Below are 19,252 nucleotides of genomic sequence, written 5' to 3' on the forward strand. Positions count from 1 at the left end.
CATTATGGCAAGATATATTGGACCTAAAACTAAGATTGCTAGAAAGTTTGGTGCTGCAATCTACGGAGATGATAAAAACTTCGAAAAAAGAAAGAACCAACCGCCAGGACAACACGGTCCTAACAAAAGAAGAGGTGCTAAAAAATCAGAATATGCAATTCAGTTAGCTGAAAAACAAAAAGCTAAATATACTTACGGTATTTTAGAAAGACAGTTTGCTAACCTATTTGACAAAGCACACAGAAGTAAAGGTGTAACAGGGGAAGTTCTATTACAACTTTGTGAATCAAGATTGGATAACGTAGTATACAGATTAGGTTTTGCTAAAACAAGATCTGGAGCTAGACAATTGGTTTCTCACAGACACATCACTGTGAACGGAGAGATTCTTAATATCCCTTCTTACTTGGTAAAAGCTGGTGATGTAATCGCTGTAAGAGAAAAGTCTAAGTCTCTTGAAGTTGTTACCAATGCATTGGCTTCTAAGTCAAACTATGAGTGGTTACAATTCAACGATGAGAAGAAAGAAGGAACTTTCGTTTCTGCTCCTGAAAGAATCCAGATTCCGGAGGACATTAAGGAAAACCTTATCGTCGAACTTTACTCTAAATAATTTTTTAATCAAATTTTTGCTCAACCCAATAATATGGCAATTTTACAATTCATAAAACCCGATAAAGTAATTTTACTTAACTCTGATGAATTTAAAGGTCAATTTGAATTCAGACCTTTAGAACCAGGTTTCGGGCTTACAATCGGTAATGCTTTGAGAAGAGTGTTGCTTTCTTCTCTGGAAGGATACGCTATTTCATCTATCAAAATAGAAGGTGTAGAGCACGAATTTTCAACTATTCCAGGAGTAATCGAAGACGTTACCGAAATTATTCTTAACCTTAAGCAGGTAAGATTAAAAGCTGCAGCAGAAGGCCAGGCTAACGAGCAGGTTGTTGCTAAAGTTTCAGGTCAAACGGTTATTACTGCTGGTGATTTAGGAAAGTCTATCAACGGATTTGAGGTTTTAAACCCGGATTTGGTGATCTGCAACCTAAACAGTGATGTAACTTTCGAAATTACTTTCAATATTGAAAAAGGTAGAGGGTATGTTCCTTCTGAACAAAATAAATCAAACAATGCTCCAGTAGGAACTATTGCTATTGACTCTATTTTTACGCCGATCAAGAAAGTACAATACAGCATTGAAAATTATCGTGTAGAGCAAAAAACAGACTACGAAAAACTTGTATTAGATATAGAAACTGACGGGTCTATCAGCCCTCAGAATGCTTTAACTGAAGCTTCTAAGATATTAATTTATCACTTCATGCTATTCTCCGATGAGAGAATTACGCTTGAAACTGAAGCTGTAAAAGCATCTATCCAGTACGATGAAGAAACTCTTCACACAAGACAACTTCTTAAGTCTAAATTAGCAGATATGGATCTTTCTGTAAGAGCCCTTAACTGTCTGAAAGCGGCTGAAGTAGAAACTCTTGGAGAACTGGTTTCTTACAGTAAGTCTGATTTGATGAAATTCAGAAATTTTGGTAAAAAATCTTTGACAGAACTAGAAGAATTAGTGCATTCAAAAGGTCTTAACTTCGGTTTCGACGTTGCAAAATATAAGTTAGACGCTGATAAATAATTAATAATGAGACACGGTAAAAAATTCAATCACTTAGGAAGAACAGCTTCTCACAGAAGTGCTTTACTTTCTAATATGGCTTGTTCTCTAATTGAGCATAAAAGAATCAACACTACTGTAGCTAAAGCTAAAGCTTTAAGAGTATATGTTGAGCCTCTATTAACAAAAGCAAAAGAAGATACTACACACAATAGAAGAGTAGTATTCTCTTACCTTCAAAATAAATTTGCGGTTGCTGAATTATTCAGAACTGTAGCTCCTAAAATCGCTGAAAGAAACGGTGGTTATACAAGAATCATCAAGACAGGATTCAGACCAGGTGATGCTGCTGACACTGCTCTTATCGAATTAGTTGATTTCAACGAGCTTTACAACCCTAATGCTGAAGAGAAAAAAGCTACAAGAAGAAGCAGAAGATCAACAACTGCTAAAAAAGCTGAAGCAGTAGTTGCTGATGCTCCTGCAGTTGAAGAGAAAGTAGAAGAAGCTAAAGCTGATACTACTGAGGAAAAAACTGAAGAATAATATTCATTCAGATATATAAAAAAACCATCCGGAATCCGGATGGTTTTTTTATGTAATACTTATCAAATAAAATGTCCCTCAATATGGAAGGACAATTTTTTATTTTAAATCTTTGTTCTTTTCAGCTCAATAATATTATTACCCTGTTCAAGGTGAAGGCTGTCTCCTTTTACCCTTGCAGTCATATCATCTTTTTTGTAAATCGTTTCATCTCCTTTGGTTTCCGATTTAGGCAAGGTAAACGTTTTCTTGTTGCTGGTAATAGCTACCGTACTTTCTTTAGGATCGTTTTTAAATACTACTTTCACCAGTGTTCCGTCAGTAGCTTTATACACAAAATCTGTTTTTTCTGTTTTTTGACCGTTGATGTTTACAGTAGAAGAACTTTGTGTTAACGAATCTATCTTTCCGTTGTTGTCTGTAACTACAGTTTCTGAACTGTCTGTTTTGATAACGCTTTTGTTTCCGCTTTCACTTTTTTTACAGCTGACTACTGCCAGTGCCAATACAGCACCTAGTGCTAAAAGACTTTTTTTCATGATTATATTATTTGATATTCAATTGATTTTTATATTTTAAATTTTACAAAAATCATGCCTTACAATATGAGAAATTTTAAACGTTATTTAAGCATTATTCTTTTATTTTTCTCCTTAAATACTGTGTTTTCACAGAAAGGAAATTTTGAAATTAAAGATGGACATTTCTTCCTGAACGGAAAATCATTTACCGTGTATTCAGGAGAAATGCATTATCCCAGAGTTCCGTCGGAGTATTGGAAGCATCGTCTGGAGATGATGAAAGCAATGGGACTGAATACCGTTACGACCTACGTTTTTTGGAATTATCATGAAGAAGCCCCGGGAAAATGGAATTTTTCAGGTGAAAAAGATTTGCAGAAGTTCATCAAAACGGCACAGGAAGTTGGCTTATACGTTATCATTCGTCCGGGGCCTTATGTTTGTGCAGAGTGGGAATTCGGAGGATATCCGTGGTGGCTGCAGAAAAATAAAGACCTTGAAATAAGAAGAGACAACAAAGCTTTCTTAGAGGAATGCCGTAAATATATCAGTCAGCTGGCAAAGCAGATCGTACCTCTGCAGATTAATAATGGCGGCCCGGTTATTATGGTACAGGCAGAGAATGAATTTGGATCTTACGTTGCCCAGCGAAAAGATATTCCGTTGGAAGAACACAGGGAATACAGTCATAAGATTAAAGATGTGCTGTTGAAAAGCGGAATCTCGGTACCTTTATTTACCTCAGACGGCAGTTCACTTTTTAAAGGAGGATCTATTGAAGGTGCTTTACCTACCGCAAACGGAGAAGGTGATATTGCTGTTTTAAAGAAAAGCATCAATGAGTATAATGGTGGAAAAGGTCCTTATATGGTTGCAGAATATTATCCCGGATGGCTCGATCATTGGGCAGAACCATTCGTTAAGGTCTCCACAGAAGAAGTGGTGAAGCAAACAAAGCTCTATATAGAAAATGATATTTCTTTTAATTATTATATGATTCATGGCGGAACCAACTTTGGATTTACCAGTGGTGCCAATTACGATAAGGATCATGATATCCAGCCGGATCTTACGAGCTATGATTATGATGCTCCCATCAGTGAAGCAGGATGGGCAACCCCTAAATATAATGCGTTGAGAGAAATTTTTCAATCCCTCAATAAAAGTAAGCTTCCGGATGTTCCAAAACCAGTAAAAGTCATCACCATTCCCCGGATAAAATTTTCAAAAGTAAATTCTCTGTTTGATCTTACCGATCATCAGAAACCTGTTATTAATGACCAGCCACTGACGTTTGAAGATTTGAACATCGGAAACGGATATGTTCTTTACAGAAGAAAGTTTGACAAAGACCATAAAGGGATATTGGAAATAAAAGGACTCCGTGATTATGCGAATATTTACATCAATGGCCAATGGAAAGGTGAATTGAACAGAGTATATAAAAAGTATGATCTTGCTATTGAAATAAAATCCGGAGACCGGCTGGAAATTCTTGTTGAAAATATGGGAAGAATCAATTACGGAGCAGAGATTGTTCATAATTTAAAAGGAATTATCAGCCCCGTAAAAATTAATGGCGCTGAAGTTTCCGGGAACTGGGAAATGCTTCCTCTTCCTTTTGATACTTTTCCAAAACATCACTTTAAAAATAAAGAAATTGCAGATCATTCACCTGTTATTCAGGAGGCAGAATTTGTGCTTGAAGAAACCGGTGATACTTTTCTTGATATGAGAAATTTTGGAAAAGGTATTGTTTTTATTAACGGGAAAAATGCAGGAAGATACTGGAGTACTGCAGGTCCTCAGCAAACACTTTACATTCCCGGAGTATGGCTGAAAAAAGGCAAAAACAGGATTCAGATCTTTGAACAGATTAAGTCCCATCATACAATAAGCAGTATTGATCATCCTATCCTTGATCAGATTGTGAAAAATAATTGATTTTAAATATGTATTTATAATTTTTTATTTTAATTTATTATGAAATATTTATGATAATATTGTTTTTGAAGTGAAAAATTGATTAAATTTAATACAGCTAAAACACTAAGCCATAACTTCAAACTCAAACAGTAATATTACACAAAGGTGTAATTGATTTCAAATTGTTTTCTGTTGAAATTTGCTTCAAACAAACAAAGTCATGAGCATTTCCATAGCCATAGTAGAAGACGAAAAAAACTACAACAATGCGTTGAAGAAGGTCATCAATTATCAGAAGGATATGAAAGTGGTTGCCCAGTTCTTTGACGGCAATGATGCCATAACGAACCTGCCAGATATCTCTCCTGATGTTGTGATGATGGATATCCAGTTACAGGATATGCTCGGAATCGAAATCATAGAAAAACTGCGAAAAGAAATTCCCGATACCCAATTTATTATGTGTACCAGCTTTGATGATGATGAAAAGATCTTTAATTCTTTAAAGGCTGGTGCTATGGGATATCTTGTAAAAGGTGAAAGTATGGATAAGATTCTTTCTTCAATACGGGACGTATATCAGGGAGGTGCTCCTATGAGCTTTTCCATTGCCAGAAGAGTATTGAATCATTTCGAAAAAAAGCTTCCGGAAATAAAAGGCTTTGATGAACTTACGGAACGCGAAAAAGAAATTCTAGAACTTCTTTCACTGGGGCTTCTTTACAAAGAGATTGCGGATAAAAAATTCATCAGTATTGACACCGTCAAGAAGCACGTAGGAAATATTTACAGAAAACTCCACGTCAACAACAAAGTGGAGGCAGTCAATAAATTTAACCAATCAAAAAACTAAGAAATTATGGAAAATTCAAATGCAACAAGTCAGGTAGTCCTTGATGACAATTTAGCTTACAGAGAAGGCCCTATCGGTAATAAACTTGAACAGCTGGTTGAAGATGTGTCGGAAATGAGGCCCATTAGCCACATTCTGGCAGAAAGTTTTATTGACAGTGCTAAAAAGGGCGTTTTGCCTTTTATGCAAAATCGGGAGGTGAATTTTAATCTTGGGGGTATTTATGCTGTAAAACATTCTCTCCTGAAAGATATTTGTGAGATTATGAAAGATATTAAGGCGACCTATTTAACATTTACTTTCGTACAGATAGATCCCCGGGATTCCAGATTACGACTTACACCTTATTCTGAAAACAAGATGATCTACATGGTGGCCTCTTTGCAAACAGAGGGGAAAAATACCATTGATGAGCATAATTATCTTATCATCAATGCCAATCAGGATCTTTCACTTAAGGATCTGAAAATCTCCGATGAGAATGTAAAAGCACTTAATGATTTTTATCTTAAGAACGGACATCAGGTATTGACTAATTATTTAGGACGAAATAATACATTTTATATCAGTTATCATATCGTTGATCTGATAGATACCCTGTCAAAAGATGATAGTGAGACATTTATCATTAATCTTTGCGAGATCAGTGATGTGAAGAAAGTCGTTTTTGAAAATAATCTTGGCGATAAATTTCGCGAAGACCAATATAAAAGACATTTTGAAACCCATGAAAAACAAATGACACTGGTTTTTAGTACAGACGAAGGATATTACGATATGGGTTCATTATATCCGTAAAATGGTAATCCAGATAATATACATCGCAGTACTCCTGGCGGCTACTGTAAAGTCCATAGTTTTAGCTGGGAAGAAAGGTCTTTCCAGCCAAAACTATTTTGCGATATTTTTATTTCTTTCGCTTTGTCTGGAGCTGTATGGCCATTATAAAATATTCAATAAAGAATTTGACTTTGCTTATCTGTTTAATTACTACAGCATTTTTTTGATTATTTTTTTTGGCATCTACTATGCTAAAATTTTCCCCAAAAAAATCATTGTATTTTCCCGGTATGTTCTGATGGCCATACTTGCGTATATTATTCTGTTTATAAAGTTTTATAGTGATAACTATGAAAATACATTAGGAATATTAGTATGCTTTTATTTCATCATTAATGTGCTGGTTTGGTTTTTTATAAGGCTGAAAAATTTTGACGAAATAAAAATTCTGGACGATCCGCATTTCTGGGTTTCCTGTGGTTTACTTTTTTGGAGTATTTTCTTTATTTTCAGATCCATACCCATGTTTTTTCTTCGGGATAATGATCCGGGGCTTCTGCAAATTCTGAAAGTGATGCAGTATTGTGTAAATATCATTATGTATGGAATGTTCTATATTGCTTTAAGGAAATTTGAAAATAAAAACACAATATGAAGCAACTGCCGGATACAATAAGATTGGCTTATATTATTGCGGTTATTTTATTAATAACTTTTGTCATCTTTATTGTTTTAATAGTTGTTCTGTATAACAAAAGACAGCTTTTTTTTATTCAGCAGCAGCAGCTTAAAGAATCTGAGCACCAAAACCAGCTTCTTCAAAAAGAACTGGAAAAACAAAAGGTGCTGGAACAGGAGCGGGAACGTATCTCCCACGATATGCATGATGATCTTGGAGCCGGAATTTCTGCATTGAAGCTTCAGGCAGAATTTCTGAAACAGAAAGCGGAAGATGATGATCTGTTAAACGACATCGATGAGCTTCTGAAAACCTCCGAAGAAATGAATATTTCCATGAGAGAAATGCTGTGGAGCCTGAACTCAGGAAATGACACATTGGGGAGCTTTATCGATTATGCTGTCCTTTATACCGGAAACTTTTTGAAGAAAACAAAAATAATCGTGTATTCAGAATATGAAAATATCATAGCAGAAACACCGATTTCCACAGAAATGAGGCGTAATCTCTTTCTTTGTCTGAAAGAAGCCGTTAATAACGTTTATAAACACAGCCGTGCCAACAGCCTGAAACTTTCATTTTCGCAGGAAGAAAATAACTTTTCTATGAAAATCTCTGATAACGGAAAGGGAATTTCCGACGGCCATAAAGAAGGGAACGGTCTTAGAAATATGAAACGAAGAATGAACGAATTATCCGGCGATTGTACAATCATTTCCGGAAATCCCGGAACCTGTCTGGTCTTCAAAATAAAATTATAAATTACCCTTTTGTGTAATTGACTGGTCCGTTTTTTAGAGGGAAATTTGATACATAAAATCAAAGGCCATGAAAACTCTTATTAACGACAGTATCGAAGATCTGGAAGCTGCTTTAAAAAACAGCAGTGATCTTCAGGAAAAGTTCAGAATAAATCCTATAGAGGCTATAAAAAATGTAGAAATAAGAAATCCTAAGGATACAGACTACTGGATTTACAGGATTATTGTCCTGATGCTCGGGCTGGCAGTTATCGCAATTATTGCAGGGCTTATACTCATTGCTTACTGGAATGACGGCTCCTCCAAGGATAATCAGCTGGTTACTATATTTGCAACGATTTCATCAGGAGCAATAGGTGCCCTGGCCGGTCTTTTATCTCCCACGCCCAGAAAATAATAATAACTCCTATACCGTATCATAAAGCTCACTTTTCAAGGTGAGTTTTGTTATGATCTTCCATTTTTTAATTCCTGATCCATTCCCTCAAAAATGGGGAATTATCATAATATAAATTAACTAAAATTTAACTTGGATTTATTTCAAAAAAATGCTGTGAAATACCCTTGAAAGTTAAATTTTGATTAAATTTGTCTAAACTAAAAAAAATAAAAAATGAGTGCAATTTCTTACATAGAAGCAAGACAGATTTTAGATTCCAGAGGAAATCCTACCATTGAAGTAGATGTATTTACAGAAAGCGGGGCAATGGGCCGTGCAGCTGTACCTTCAGGAGCATCTACAGGAGAACACGAGGCGGTAGAATTACGTGACGGTGGTTCAGAATATCTGGGAAAAGGAGTTCTGAAAGCTGTTGAAAATGTAAAAGAAGTAATTGCAGAGAATTTAGTAGGACAGCCGGTTTTTGAACAAAACTATATCGATCAGATTATGATTGATCTTGATGGAACGCCTAACAAAGGAAATCTTGGTGCCAATGCTATTCTTGGTGTTTCTCTGGCAGTAGCAAGAGCTGCTGCTGCAGAATTGGGAATGCCTCTTTATAAATATGTAGGTGGAGTGAACGCCAACACACTTCCTGTTCCAATGATGAATGTAATCAACGGTGGATCTCACTCAGATGCTCCTATCGCATTCCAGGAATTCATGATTATGCCGGTAAAAGCTGATTCTTTCTCTCATGCATTGAGAAAAGGAACTGAAATTTTCCACAACCTAAAATCTATTCTTCATTCAAGAGGTTTATCTACTGCGGTAGGTGATGAAGGTGGTTTTGCACCAACTTTCAAAGGAACTGAAGATGCTTTGGATACTTTACTTCAAGCTATTGAAAAAGCAGGTTATAAGCCAGGTGACGATATTATGTTGGCACTTGACTGTGCGGCTTCGGAATTCTACAAAGATGGAATCTATGATTACAGAAAATTCCAGACTCCGGATGCAGCCCAGTTTTCAAGCAGCGAGCAGGTTTCTTATTTAGCGGAACTGGCTGCAAAATATCCAATCATTTCTATTGAAGATGGTATGCAGGAAAACGACTGGGAAGGTTGGAAAATGTTAACAGATAAAATTGGTGACAGAGTACAGCTGGTAGGAGATGATTTATTTGTAACCAACGTAGAAAGATTATCCAGAGGAGTAAAAGAAAATATTGCGAACTCTATCCTTGTAAAAGTAAATCAGATTGGTTCTCTTTCTGAAACAATGGCTGCTGTACAGATGGCTCAGAATAACAAATTCACTTCAGTAATGTCTCACAGATCAGGAGAAACTGAAGATTCTACAATTGCTGATTTAGCAGTAGCAATGAACTGTGGACAGATCAAAACCGGTTCAGCTTCAAGATCAGACAGAATGGCAAAATACAACCAGTTATTAAGAATTGAAGAAGCTTTAGGCGAAACTGCAATTTTCCCAGGGTTGGAAGCTTTTAAAATCAAAAGATAATTAATCGAATTTATAAATAACGGCAAGCGAAATTTTTAGTTTGCCGTATTTTATGGAAAGTGGTATATTTAAAAAAAATAAATAAATAATGTCAGACAACAAAGTAATATTGAATTACGACGGTAATTCATATGAATATCCAATCGTGGATAGTACTATCGGAGACAGAGGGATTGATATTTCAAAATTAAGAGACCAGACAGGTTTAATCACTCTGGATTTAGGTTACAAAAATACAGGAGCTACTATTAGCGACATCACTTACTTAGACGGAGATAAAGGAGAATTATTTTACAGAGGTTATCCAATCGAGCAGATTGCTGAAAAATCTAACTTCACTGAAGTAATGTATCTTTTATTACATGGAGAATTACCTACTCAGGATCAGTTTACTTCATTCGACAACAATATTAAAAAATACAACTTCATCGCAGACGAAATGAAAAAAATCATTGATGTTTTTCCTCGTTCTGCTCACCCTATGGGAGTTTTATCTTCTTTAACGTCTGCTTTAACAGCCTTCAACCCGAAAGCTGTTAACGTAAACTCTAAAGAAGAAATGGATCACGCTGCTGAGCTTATGATCGCTAAGTTCTCTCACCTTTGTGCATGGACTTACAGAAAAACTCAGGGCTTACCATTAAACCACGGTGATAACAACCTGAACTACGTAGAGAACTTCTACAAAATGGCATTCAGATTACCAAACGCTGATTTCGAAATCGATCCGGTAGTTGTAAATGCTTTAGATAAATTATTAATCCTTCACGCAGACCACGAACAAAACTGTTCTACTTCTACAGTAAGAATGGTAGGTTCTGCCCACACAGGTCTTTTCGCTTCTATCTCTGCCGGAGTATCTGCACTTTGGGGACCACTTCACGGTGGTGCTAACCAGGCTGTAATCGAAATGCTTGAACTGATCGAGAAAGACGGTGGTGACGTATCTAAATATGTTGCTAAAGCTAAAGATAAGAATGATAACTTCCGTTTAATGGGATTCGGACACAGAGTGTACAAAAACTTCGACCCAAGAGCGAAAATCATCAAGAAAGCTGCTGACGATATCCTTAAAGCATTAGGTATCCAGGATAAAGCTCTTGACATTGCAATGCAGCTGGAAAGAGTAGCGCTGGAAGACGAATACTTCGTAGAAAGAAAACTATATCCAAACGTAGACTTCTACTCAGGTATCATCTACAGAGCGTTAGGAATCCCTACAGAAATGTTCACCGTAATGTTTGCATTAGGAAGACTTCCGGGATGGATTTCTCAGTGGAAAGAAATGAGACTGAAAGGAGACCCGATCGGAAGACCAAGACAGGTTTACCAAGGTGCTCAGCAAAGAAACTACATCGATATTGCAAGCAGATAATATTTGCTTATACTATAAAAAAATCCCAAAGCATGCTTTGGGATTTTTTATTTATATCAATTAGCTCAATAAGAAAGCCCGCTTTTTTAAGCAGGCTTTCTTTGTTTATTAAGGACACTGGCATCTGTCGCAAGTCCAGATATAACAGTTTCCTGCATCATCCCATTCACAGCATCTTCTGCCTGTTGAGATTGGAGCGCCTCCCATTACGGATTTTTGTTGATCTCTTCCTAACTTTTGTGCATTTTTCAGCACCGGATTGTTCTTGTTCATGACTTTGATTTTTGGTGTTAATAGTTCATTTTAAGGTTTATAATTTCGCGAAAATTATATCACTAATATAGGAAATTAAATAATATGATTATCTATTTTTTTGTTCTTATGTAGATGGAAAATAGTAAGTTGTAGATGTTTTTGGAACTATTCACTACAGTTGGCTCATATACAAGGAAATTTTGTTGAAGTGTATTGATTTTGGGAACCCAATTTAATGCATAAAATAATCCAAAAGTTTTATAGGTAGAGACCTTTACTTATATTTGTAGTATTGCATAAATCTTTATGAGACTAAACATTAAAAACGAAACGGGCAGGCTGAAGTCAGTAGTTCTGGGCCAGCCTAATTCATTGGGGCCTGTTCCCACACTAGAGGAAAGTTATGACGCAAAGTCATATTACTCAATCGAACACAACATTTATCCTAAAGAAGAGGATATTATCAATGAAATGAACGCTTTTGAAGCGGTTTTAAAAAAGTATGGCGTTGAAGTACTGCGTCCCAGCATCATCAAAGATTACAATCAGGTTTTTTCAAGAGATGTAGCCTTTGTAATTGATGATAAAATGATCATTTCCAATGTGATTGCAGACAGAGCAGACGAGCAGGAAGCCTACAAAAGCGTTTTTGAAAAAGTAGCATGGAGAAAGATCATCAATCTTCCCGAAACTGCACATATCGAAGGAGGTGATGTGATTGTATGGAATGATTTCCTTTTCATCGGAACCTGCTTCAGTGAAGATTACAGAAACTATAAGACGGCAAGAACCAATGAATATGCCATTGAAATCTTAAAAGAATATTTTCCGAAGAAAAGAATTATTGATCTGGAACTGAAGAAAAATGATAAAGTTCCTTTTGAAGGTATTCTGCATCTGGATTGTACATTTAATCCGGTAGGTGAAGACAAATGTATTATTTATAAAAACGGATTTGTAGATGAAAGCGACTACCGTTTAATCATTGATATTTTTGGAGAAGAAAACTGTTTCCATATCAATGATGAAGAAATGTTTGAAATGTTCCCGAATATTTTCTCCATTTCTCCTGATGTTGTCGTTTCGGACAAAGCATTCACTAGAATGAATGACCACCTGAGAAACGAGTGGGGAATGACTGTTGAAGAAATTCCTTACAGAGAAATCTCTAAAATGGGAGGCTTGCTGAGATGCTCTACAATGCCGCTTGTGAGAGAGTAATTGAGTTGGAGAGTTTTAGGGTTTGAGAATGATAGCATTGATTGGTTTGGATATTTTTTTAACTTTAAATAAATAGTAATGTATGTCAACGATCAGATTTCATCAGGACTTAAAAGTGTATCAAAAATCATTTGAAACAGCTCAACTGATTTATGAACTCTCAAAATCTTTTCCAAAAGAAGAACTTTAATCACTTACAGATCAGATAAGAAGATCATCAAGATCTGTAACGGCAAATATTAGTGAGGCTTGGGGCAAAAGAAAATATGAAAAATCCTTCATCGCTAAGCTTACAGACTCAGAGGGTGAAGCAAGAGAAACCCAAACATGGCTTCAGTTTGCTTTTGCCTGCCATTATATGAATGACGAGCAATATAATAATTTGCACAACAAGTATAACCAAATAATAGGGATGTTAGTTAACATGATGAGCCAGTCAGAAAAGTGGTGTTCATTTTCTTCGGTGAATAAAGAAGATAATAATTTGTAAAACGCTGTTCAGACACTCAAACTCTCATACACTAACACCCTCAAACTTAGAAAAAATGCAAACAACAGATACAGTATTAATGATAGAACCGATTGCATTCGGTTACAACGCTGAAACAGCGAAAAATAATTATTTCCAGGTAGAACAGACAGGCTCTGATATCCAGTCAAAAGCGTTGGCAGAATTCAACACCTTTGTCGGAAAGCTGAGAGAAAAAGGAATTAATGTGATCACTATAAAAGATACGTTGGATCCCCACACTCCGGATTCTATTTTCCCGAATAACTGGGTAAGTTTCCATAAAGACGGAAAAGTGGTTTTGTACCCGATGTTCGCTTCCAACAGAAGAGTGGAAAGAAGAGAAGATATTATCGAAAGTATCAAAGATCAAGGGTTTGAAGTGGCTGAAATTGATGACTGGTCTTTCTCTGAAACCCAGGGACACTTTCTGGAAGGAACAGGAAGTATGATTTTTGATCACGATAACAAAATTGCTTACGGTTCTGTTTCTTTGAGGCTGGATGAAAAACTGTTCAGAGAATTCTGTACAAAATACGGATTTACTCCCGTTGTATTCCATTCTTTCCAGACTGTAGGCACAGAAAGGCTTCCAATCTATCACACCAATGTAATGATGTGTGTAGCCGATAAATTTGTCGTAATCTGCCTTGACTGTATTGATGATGAACTTGAAAGAGGAAAAGTAGTGGAAGCTATTAAAGGATCCGGAAAAGAAATCATTGAAATTTCTGAAGAACAGATGCAGCAGTTTGCCGGAAATATGCTTCAGGTTCAGAATAAAGAAGGCAAAAAATTCCTGGTCATGAGCCAGACTGCTTACCAGTCTTTAACTCCGGAACAGGTAGCTGCTATTGAAAAATACTGCGAAATTATCTATTCAGACCTGAATACCATTGAAGTAAATGGTGGAGGAAGCGCAAGATGTATGCTTGCTGAGGTTTTTCTTCCAAAAAAATAATATATTTACAAAAAAAATTAATTGAAACCATTATCAAGTAAAGGTTTACATATTCTTCTGACTTTGGAAACAGAGTCAGAAGATTTGTTATTAGACAGCAAAGGTTTTCTGGCGTTTACAGAAGGAATTCTGGAAACCAAAGAGGTGGAAATTGTAGGCGTTACCAACCATATTTTTGAGAATGACAGCTTTACTTCCGCCGTGATCCTTAAAGAGTCTCACCTTTGTATCCACACGTGGCCGGAATTTAAACAGCTTACTTTCGATGTTTTCCTTTGTAATTATACCCAGGACAATACCACAAAAGTAGAGCAGATTGCAGATGAAGTGGTTCAGTATTTTAAAGCTAATACCATTCAAAAACACAAAATTTACAGATAAAAATGCACTATGTCTGCTCAGCATGCGAATCCGAAAATACATTAGATCTCACCTTTCCTGTTGAAGAATACGTTTGTATGACCTGCTCCCATCTCATTGATGTAGCCTGGAACAAAAAAATTAAACATCTGAAAGTCCCAACGGAAAATGTTGTATTGGATGTCGGACAAAAAGGAAAAATTGACGGTACGGAATATACAGTTGTTGCGATTACTGTTAAAAAATACGGAAACAGTATTTTCTGGCGGGAATATTCCTTAAAAGACAGCAAAGGAAATGATGCTTTCTTGAGTGAGAGCGATGGACATTGGGTATTCCTGATCTCTATACATCCTGATGATTTTAAAGGTAAAGATTCAAAATTACCAACCTATCTCGGGCGAACCTACCGATGGTACGAAAATACTCCATGCACTATTGATGCGGCTGCCGGTTTTTATGATGAACACCTGGATTTCAGCATTGCGACCTACAAAGAATATGTCAATGGAACGCGTATGATCTCTCAGGAGAAGACCGGTAAGAAAAGCCAGTATTTTTATGGAGTTCACATTTCAAAATATGAAGTTAAGAAAGCTTTTAAAATAGCTAATCTGCCCAATTATACAGGAATAGGGATTGTTCAGCCCTATTATTTCGATATCAGACAAGCCTTGAACATCTTTTGTGTGGCTGCATTAATGATTTGCCTGCTCCAGATGTATGTCTACACTTCAAGAACGAACGAAACCGTTTTTGCAGAGACCATCAATTTTGCAGATGTAAAAGACAAAGAAATGGTCAGCAAAAGTTTTACCCTTTCAGGAGGTTCTGCACCATTAAAAGTGAATGCATTTTCAGGTGTTGATAATTCCTGGGCTAATGTTCAGTTGAGTCTTGTGAATGAAAAGACTAACGAAATTGTCTATACCTCAAAAGATATCGAACAATATCATGGGTACGAAGATGGAGAAAGCTGGTCAGAAGGAAGTCAGTCTGAAGAATTTAACCTTTGTGGAGTAAGCTCGGGACAATATCACTTTCTTATTTCAGCAGAAAAGGAAGGATCTTTATTACCTGCATTTTCCGGTCTTCAGTCACCGGATTCAAGGATATTAATCTCCAGGGATAAATCAGGAACAGTAGAGGTAACCGATATCTATAAAGGGCAACCTATCACTTTCATAGACGGAAAGACTTTAGAAAAAGATACAACAGAATTAGGTAAACTGGTGAAAGCTTCCTTTGGAACTTCAAAAATAGATTCTCTTATCAATACAGAAGGGTTAAGACTCACTACAGATCCTATTTCAAACAATACCTATATACAGCTCAAAGCGACCTGGCTTCCTGTTTCATTCTGGAACTTCGGATTCATTTTATTCATAATGATTGCGCTCTTTGTCGCCATGTGGATAGGAAAACATTTCTTTAATGTGAATAAATGGAAGAATAGTTCAAACACCCCTTATCCTGCAAATGATAACTAATATTACCAATTACATAAGACAAAACTGGATACTCTGCTTGATCGGAGGGTTTTTCATGACCTGGTTTGTATACCTTACCTATCAGGGAAATCAGGTCTGCGACTGTGCCAAAACAGAAACATACCGCGACGGAACTACAAGAAGTCATTCCAGAGTAGGATTCTACAGATACTATCACAAATAAAAATATAAAAACTATGGACAACATCAATTTCTTACCCATACTAAACTCGGTTCTTTACTCATTTTTAGGAATCGCTATTCTGCTGGTGTGCTATTTCGTTATTGAAAAGCTTACCCCGGAAAAAACATGGCATGAGATCGCTCAGAATAAAAATATAGCACTGGCTATTGTTTTCGGAGCATTTATCATCGGAATTTCAATGATTATAAGCGCGGCAATTCATGGATAAGAAGAGGATTCCTCTTGAGCTGCTTTTATTGTTTTCAGTATTCGTCATTGCTACATGTGGATTGATTTATGAGCTGGTGGCCGGAGCCCTGGCGAGCTATCTTTTAGGAGACTCTGTAAAGCAGTTTTCTTTCATTATCGGAGTGTATCTCTTTTCAATGGGAGTAGGTTCCTATCTTGCGAAATTCATCAAAGGAAATCTTATTGATAAATTCATTGAGATCGAAATCCTCGTAGGAATTGTAGGCGGAATCAGTTCTGTTGTGCTTTTTATTCTGTTTAATACACTGGCACATTTTGAAAGCGTTCTCTATCTCTTTGTCTTCTTCACCGGATGTCTTGTAGGGGTGGAAATCCCGCTTCTGATGAATATTTTAAAAGACAGGGTTCAGTTTAAAGATTTAGTTTCAAATGTTTTTGCATTCGATTATATCGGGGCTTTGCTGGCATCCATTCTTTTCCCGTTGGTTTTGATTCCAAAATTAGGGATTGTTAAAACCCCTTTGTTTTTTGGATTGATCAATATCTCTATTGCGATATTCCTGTGCTATTATCTTACAAAGGAATTATCAAAACCCTTATCCCTGAAAATAAAATCTATCGCGGCATTTGCCTTCTTGCTGGGACTTTTCTTTTTTTCAGATACGATTCTGTCTTATTCTGAAGAAAAACTATATGGCGAAAATGTGGTTTATACTAAAAGTTCACCCTATCAAAGAATCGTTTTAACGAGGAATACGCACGAGTTTCGTTTATATTTAAATAATAACCTACAGTTTTCTTCCACGGATGAATACCGTTATCATGAAGCTTTGGTACATCCTGCTATGTCGATGGCGAAAAACATTGATAATGTCCTGATTTTGGGAGGAGGTGACGGCTTCGCAGCCAGAGAAGTATTGAAATACAAAGACGTTAAAAAAGTAACCCTGGTGGATCTTGATGGTGAAATGACTCAGTTTTTCAAGACCAATGAAACCATGCGCAGGCTGAACCAGAATTCTTTTTCCAATCCAAAAGTAGAAATCATCAATAAAGACGCTTACATATGGGTAAAAGACAGTAAAAAGAAATTTGACGTTATCATCATAGACTTTCCTGATCCGTCCAATTATAGCTTAGGAAAACTCTATTCCCTGCATTTTTATAAAGAACTGGAGAAGCTGACAACGCTTGATACGAAAATTGTGGTTCAGACCACATCTCCATATTTTGCTCCGAAATCTTTCTGGTGTATTGAGAAAACAATCAATCAGATCTTTCCATTCACAGCAGCGTATCACACCTATGTTCCCTCTTTTGGAGAATGGGGATTCACGATGGCTTCATTTGAACCCATCAACAACAGGATCTACAGAAAGCTGCCTGGATTAAAATATTATGATTACAATTTTTCACAGATGTCTTATTTCAATAAAGATATGAAAGTGAAAGAAGTAGAAGTTAACCGTCTGGATAACCAGATACTAGTCCGTTATTTCGATGAAGAGTGGGGGAAAGTACAGTAGAAAAGATTTTCTTACAACTATATTTTTAGGTAGCCTTATGCTTCCTTTTTTGCAGTATTGCGGAAAGAAAGTAAAAGCTTTGCTGTTAAAGATCACAGGGACCAATCATGTTCTCGGGCATAGATTATGGGCAAAAGATTTTCCACAGTTTTCAGAAGTTATCCACACTAAGTATCTTATTGTCGGAGGAGGAATTTCCGGACTTTCAGCGTGCAGGTTCTTCAGCCAGCAACATGAGCCGGATTATCTTCTTCTGGAAATGGAAAATCATCTTGGCGGCAATTCTTCGAACGGACAGAATTCATTTTCAAAATTTCCTTTAGGCGCTCATTATTTACCGTTACCGAACAAAGAGAATACAGAAATCATCGACTTCTTGAAAGAATGTGAAATCTGCTTAGGAACAGAAGAAAACGGAGAACCCATCCTTGATGAATACCAAATGACTTTTCCACAACAGGAAAGACTGTTTTATAAAAATGCCTGGCAGAACGATATTGTTCCGCAAAGAGGAATTTCAGCAGAAACCCAGCAAGAGCTTGCCCGCTTTTTTAAGCTGATGGATGAATTTCGTACAAAGAAAGACACGGAAGGAAAATATTGGTTTGCCATTCCGGTACATGATTCCAGTAGAGAAGATGAGGTTGTAAAGCTTGAAAAAATCATTTTTAAAGACTGGCTCAAAGAAAATAACTTCTATTCGGAAGAACTTCTCTGGCTGCTGGATTATTCCTGCAGAGACGATTTCGGATTAGGAATAGACTACGTTTCAGCATGGGCAGGCATTCATTATTTTGCCGGAAGAAAAAACAACTGGAGCACAAAATATAAAGATCAGGTATTCACCTGGCCGGAAGGAAATGCAAGACTGGCAAACCATTTTTCAAAATATACGGAGGGAAAACATTTGCCGGGAAATCTGGTTTTTGATATTAAAATCAATGATAAAGTTGAGGTCTTAAGTTTTGATAATACCCAAAAGAAAACTAAAAAGATCATTGCAGATAAAGTACTGTTTGCAACCCCACAATTTGTGAATGAAAGAATTTTTAATCAAAAAAGAGCATCATCATTTCATTATGTTCCGTGGCTTTTAACCACCATTACGTTTAAAAACGAATTTGGAGGAGATGAAGAGCTGGCCTGGGATAATGTGATCTACGGTTCTTCGGGATTAGGCTATATCTATGACCAGCACCAGAATCTGAACCAGATCATAGGTGAAAAAGTAATTACCCATTATAAGAGTTTTTCAACTGCAGATTGCAAAAAAGCAAGAAAAAAGCTCTATGCCATGAAAGAATCTGAACTTAAAACTTTAGTTTTGGATGATTTGAAGAAAGCCCATCCGTTGATAGAAGATTTCATTCTGGAAATGCAGTTCCATAAAATCGGACATGCGATGATCGCTCCGGTTCCCAACCAGATTTTTGGAGAAGAAACCCAAAAAGCAAAAAAAACGATAGAAGATAAAATTTTCTTTGCCCATTCCGATCTTTCGGGAATATCTATTTTTGAAGAAGCTTTCTATCAGGGAATCCGGACTGCAGAACAAATGATGTAAAATAC

At 36.5% G+C, this 19,252-nt stretch carries 22 protein-coding genes and 1 pseudogene; 21 read left to right on the forward strand and 2 right to left on the reverse strand.

Features of this window, described 5'->3' with window-relative positions:
• Nucleotides 1-4 precede the first annotated feature (4 nt).
• From rpsD to rplQ, 3 genes are read left to right on the forward strand one after another with little or no spacing between them, the layout of a single operon-like run.
• Complete coding sequence (gene rpsD, locus AC59HC_RS04940) at nt 5-613, forward strand: 30S ribosomal protein S4 (protein WP_110008554.1); 609 nt, start codon at nt 5-7, stop codon at nt 611-613.
• Between the two features lie 33 nt (nt 614-646).
• The gene (locus AC59HC_RS04945) at nt 647-1,642 is read left to right on the forward strand and encodes a DNA-directed RNA polymerase subunit alpha (RefSeq protein WP_047376582.1); all 996 of its coding nucleotides are present in this window, start codon (nt 647-649) and stop codon (nt 1,640-1,642) included.
• A gap of 6 nt (nt 1,643-1,648) precedes the next feature.
• A complete protein-coding gene (gene rplQ, locus AC59HC_RS04950) occupies nt 1,649-2,167 on the forward strand; it encodes a 50S ribosomal protein L17 (protein ID WP_110008555.1) in 519 nt (172 codons plus the stop codon).
• Nucleotides 2,168-2,271: 104 nt separating this feature from the next.
• On the opposite strand, the gene AC59HC_RS04955 is transcribed toward rplQ, so the two are convergent.
• On the reverse strand, nt 2,272-2,706 hold the full coding sequence (locus AC59HC_RS04955; RefSeq protein WP_343643421.1) for a hypothetical protein: 435 nt from the start codon (nt 2,704-2,706) through the stop codon (nt 2,272-2,274).
• Nucleotides 2,707-2,772: 66 nt separating this feature from the next.
• Here AC59HC_RS04955 and AC59HC_RS04960 point away from each other — a divergent pair, with 66 nt between their 5' ends.
• The 8 genes from AC59HC_RS04960 (at nt 2,773) to AC59HC_RS04995 (ending at nt 10,968) form a co-directional block, all read left to right on the forward strand.
• Nucleotides 2,773-4,632: a glycoside hydrolase family 35 protein gene (locus AC59HC_RS04960; protein ID WP_496558092.1), complete on the forward strand. Its 1,860-nt coding sequence runs from the start codon at nt 2,773-2,775 to the stop codon at nt 4,630-4,632.
• A 202-nt stretch (nt 4,633-4,834) separates the two neighbouring features.
• The gene (locus AC59HC_RS04965; protein WP_496558093.1) at nt 4,835-5,467 is read left to right on the forward strand and encodes a response regulator transcription factor; all 633 of its coding nucleotides are present in this window, start codon (nt 4,835-4,837) and stop codon (nt 5,465-5,467) included.
• Nucleotides 5,468-5,473: 6 nt separating this feature from the next.
• Nucleotides 5,474-6,265, forward strand: coding sequence for a hypothetical protein (locus tag AC59HC_RS04970; protein ID WP_343643418.1), 792 nt, complete (start codon nt 5,474-5,476; stop codon nt 6,263-6,265).
• A gap of 1 nt (nt 6,266) precedes the next feature.
• On the forward strand, nt 6,267-6,902 hold the full coding sequence (locus tag AC59HC_RS04975) for a hypothetical protein (RefSeq protein WP_496558094.1): 636 nt from the start codon (nt 6,267-6,269) through the stop codon (nt 6,900-6,902).
• A complete protein-coding gene (locus AC59HC_RS04980; protein ID WP_496558095.1) occupies nt 6,899-7,687 on the forward strand; it encodes a sensor histidine kinase in 789 nt (262 codons plus the stop codon). The genes AC59HC_RS04975 and AC59HC_RS04980 overlap by 4 nt, the downstream gene beginning before the upstream one ends.
• Before the next feature lie 67 nt (nt 7,688-7,754).
• Nucleotides 7,755-8,084, forward strand: a complete 330-nt coding sequence (locus AC59HC_RS04985; RefSeq protein WP_496558096.1) for a hypothetical protein — start codon at nt 7,755-7,757, stop codon at nt 8,082-8,084.
• Nucleotides 8,085-8,300: 216 nt separating this feature from the next.
• Entirely contained in the window at nt 8,301-9,593 is a 1,293-nt protein-coding gene (eno, locus tag AC59HC_RS04990; protein WP_047427629.1) for a phosphopyruvate hydratase, read from the forward strand.
• A gap of 88 nt (nt 9,594-9,681) precedes the next feature.
• Nucleotides 9,682-10,968: a citrate synthase gene (locus AC59HC_RS04995; protein WP_110008563.1), complete on the forward strand. Its 1,287-nt coding sequence runs from the start codon at nt 9,682-9,684 to the stop codon at nt 10,966-10,968.
• A gap of 108 nt (nt 10,969-11,076) precedes the next feature.
• Here AC59HC_RS04995 and AC59HC_RS05000 read toward each other — a convergent pair whose 3' ends face one another.
• Entirely contained in the window at nt 11,077-11,241 is a 165-nt protein-coding gene (locus AC59HC_RS05000; RefSeq protein WP_156121335.1) for a hypothetical protein, read from the reverse strand.
• Nucleotides 11,242-11,529: 288 nt separating this feature from the next.
• Between AC59HC_RS05000 and AC59HC_RS05005 the strand changes: the two genes are divergently transcribed.
• From AC59HC_RS05005 to AC59HC_RS05050, 10 genes and pseudogenes are all read left to right on the forward strand, one after another.
• Nucleotides 11,530-12,444 (forward strand): dimethylarginine dimethylaminohydrolase family protein, encoded by a 915-nt coding sequence (locus AC59HC_RS05005; RefSeq protein WP_110008564.1) that lies wholly within the window; start codon nt 11,530-11,532, stop codon nt 12,442-12,444.
• An 82-nt stretch (nt 12,445-12,526) separates the two neighbouring features.
• On the forward strand, nt 12,527-12,634 hold the full coding sequence (locus AC59HC_RS05010) for a four helix bundle protein (protein ID WP_429816889.1): 108 nt from the start codon (nt 12,527-12,529) through the stop codon (nt 12,632-12,634).
• Between the two features lie 12 nt (nt 12,635-12,646).
• Nucleotides 12,647-12,934, forward strand: a pseudogene (locus AC59HC_RS05015) (four helix bundle protein); the annotation flags it as partial.
• 55 nt (nt 12,935-12,989) lie between these two features.
• Entirely contained in the window at nt 12,990-13,913 is a 924-nt protein-coding gene (gene ctlX, locus AC59HC_RS05020; protein ID WP_202840835.1) for a citrulline utilization hydrolase CtlX, read from the forward strand.
• 21 nt (nt 13,914-13,934) lie between these two features.
• Nucleotides 13,935-14,294: an S-adenosylmethionine decarboxylase family protein gene (locus AC59HC_RS05025; protein WP_202840833.1), complete on the forward strand. Its 360-nt coding sequence runs from the start codon at nt 13,935-13,937 to the stop codon at nt 14,292-14,294.
• A 2-nt stretch (nt 14,295-14,296) separates the two neighbouring features.
• Entirely contained in the window at nt 14,297-15,763 is a 1,467-nt protein-coding gene (locus tag AC59HC_RS05030; protein ID WP_496558097.1) for a DUF4178 domain-containing protein, read from the forward strand.
• Nucleotides 15,764-15,818: 55 nt separating this feature from the next.
• Nucleotides 15,819-15,947 (forward strand): hypothetical protein, encoded by a 129-nt coding sequence (locus AC59HC_RS05035; protein ID WP_496558098.1) that lies wholly within the window; start codon nt 15,819-15,821, stop codon nt 15,945-15,947.
• A gap of 13 nt (nt 15,948-15,960) precedes the next feature.
• Nucleotides 15,961-16,176: a DUF350 domain-containing protein gene (locus AC59HC_RS05040; protein WP_062673653.1), complete on the forward strand. Its 216-nt coding sequence runs from the start codon at nt 15,961-15,963 to the stop codon at nt 16,174-16,176.
• On the forward strand, nt 16,169-17,683 hold the full coding sequence (locus AC59HC_RS05045) for a polyamine aminopropyltransferase (protein WP_496558099.1): 1,515 nt from the start codon (nt 16,169-16,171) through the stop codon (nt 17,681-17,683). Before AC59HC_RS05040 ends, AC59HC_RS05045 begins: the two co-directional genes overlap by 8 nt.
• On the forward strand, nt 17,658-19,247 hold the full coding sequence (locus tag AC59HC_RS05050; RefSeq protein ID WP_496558100.1) for an NAD(P)/FAD-dependent oxidoreductase: 1,590 nt from the start codon (nt 17,658-17,660) through the stop codon (nt 19,245-19,247). The genes AC59HC_RS05045 and AC59HC_RS05050 overlap by 26 nt, the downstream gene beginning before the upstream one ends.
• Nucleotides 19,248-19,252 lie beyond the last annotated feature (5 nt).

The organism is Chryseobacterium sp. DZ-32 (assembly GCF_059587025.1).

What these genes read in the sequence shown, in the direction of transcription:
- AC59HC_RS05035 (WP_496558098.1), top strand. Translation starts at nt 15,819, where the DNA reads ATGACCTGGTTTGTATACCTTACCTATCAGGGAAATCAGGTCTGCGAC.
- AC59HC_RS04960 (WP_496558092.1), top strand. Translation starts at nt 2,773, where the DNA reads ATGAGAAATTTTAAACGTTATTTAAGCATTATTCTTTTATTTTTCTCC.
- AC59HC_RS04945 (WP_047376582.1), top strand. Translation starts at nt 647, where the DNA reads ATGGCAATTTTACAATTCATAAAACCCGATAAAGTAATTTTACTTAAC.
- AC59HC_RS04995 (WP_110008563.1), top strand. Translation starts at nt 9,682, where the DNA reads ATGTCAGACAACAAAGTAATATTGAATTACGACGGTAATTCATATGAA.
- AC59HC_RS05040 (WP_062673653.1), top strand. Translation starts at nt 15,961, where the DNA reads ATGGACAACATCAATTTCTTACCCATACTAAACTCGGTTCTTTACTCA.
- AC59HC_RS05005 (WP_110008564.1), top strand. Translation starts at nt 11,530, where the DNA reads ATGAGACTAAACATTAAAAACGAAACGGGCAGGCTGAAGTCAGTAGTT.
- AC59HC_RS04955 (WP_343643421.1), bottom strand. Translation starts at nt 2,706, where the DNA reads ATGAAAAAAAGTCTTTTAGCACTAGGTGCTGTATTGGCACTGGCAGTA.
- AC59HC_RS04970 (WP_343643418.1), top strand. Translation starts at nt 5,474, where the DNA reads ATGGAAAATTCAAATGCAACAAGTCAGGTAGTCCTTGATGACAATTTA.
- rplQ (WP_110008555.1), top strand. Translation starts at nt 1,649, where the DNA reads ATGAGACACGGTAAAAAATTCAATCACTTAGGAAGAACAGCTTCTCAC.
- rpsD (WP_110008554.1), top strand. Translation starts at nt 5, where the DNA reads ATGGCAAGATATATTGGACCTAAAACTAAGATTGCTAGAAAGTTTGGT.
- AC59HC_RS04985 (WP_496558096.1), top strand. Translation starts at nt 7,755, where the DNA reads ATGAAAACTCTTATTAACGACAGTATCGAAGATCTGGAAGCTGCTTTA.
- AC59HC_RS05050 (WP_496558100.1), top strand. Translation starts at nt 17,658, where the DNA reads ATGAAGAGTGGGGGAAAGTACAGTAGAAAAGATTTTCTTACAACTATA.
- AC59HC_RS05010 (WP_429816889.1), top strand. Translation starts at nt 12,527, where the DNA reads ATGTCAACGATCAGATTTCATCAGGACTTAAAAGTGTATCAAAAATCA.
- AC59HC_RS04965 (WP_496558093.1), top strand. Translation starts at nt 4,835, where the DNA reads ATGAGCATTTCCATAGCCATAGTAGAAGACGAAAAAAACTACAACAAT.
- AC59HC_RS05030 (WP_496558097.1), top strand. Translation starts at nt 14,297, where the DNA reads ATGCACTATGTCTGCTCAGCATGCGAATCCGAAAATACATTAGATCTC.
- AC59HC_RS04980 (WP_496558095.1), top strand. Translation starts at nt 6,899, where the DNA reads ATGAAGCAACTGCCGGATACAATAAGATTGGCTTATATTATTGCGGTT.
- AC59HC_RS05045 (WP_496558099.1), top strand. Translation starts at nt 16,169, where the DNA reads ATGGATAAGAAGAGGATTCCTCTTGAGCTGCTTTTATTGTTTTCAGTA.
- eno (WP_047427629.1), top strand. Translation starts at nt 8,301, where the DNA reads ATGAGTGCAATTTCTTACATAGAAGCAAGACAGATTTTAGATTCCAGA.
- AC59HC_RS04975 (WP_496558094.1), top strand. Translation starts at nt 6,267, where the DNA reads ATGGTAATCCAGATAATATACATCGCAGTACTCCTGGCGGCTACTGTA.
- AC59HC_RS05000 (WP_156121335.1), bottom strand. Translation starts at nt 11,241, where the DNA reads ATGAACAAGAACAATCCGGTGCTGAAAAATGCACAAAAGTTAGGAAGA.
- ctlX (WP_202840835.1), top strand. Translation starts at nt 12,990, where the DNA reads ATGCAAACAACAGATACAGTATTAATGATAGAACCGATTGCATTCGGT.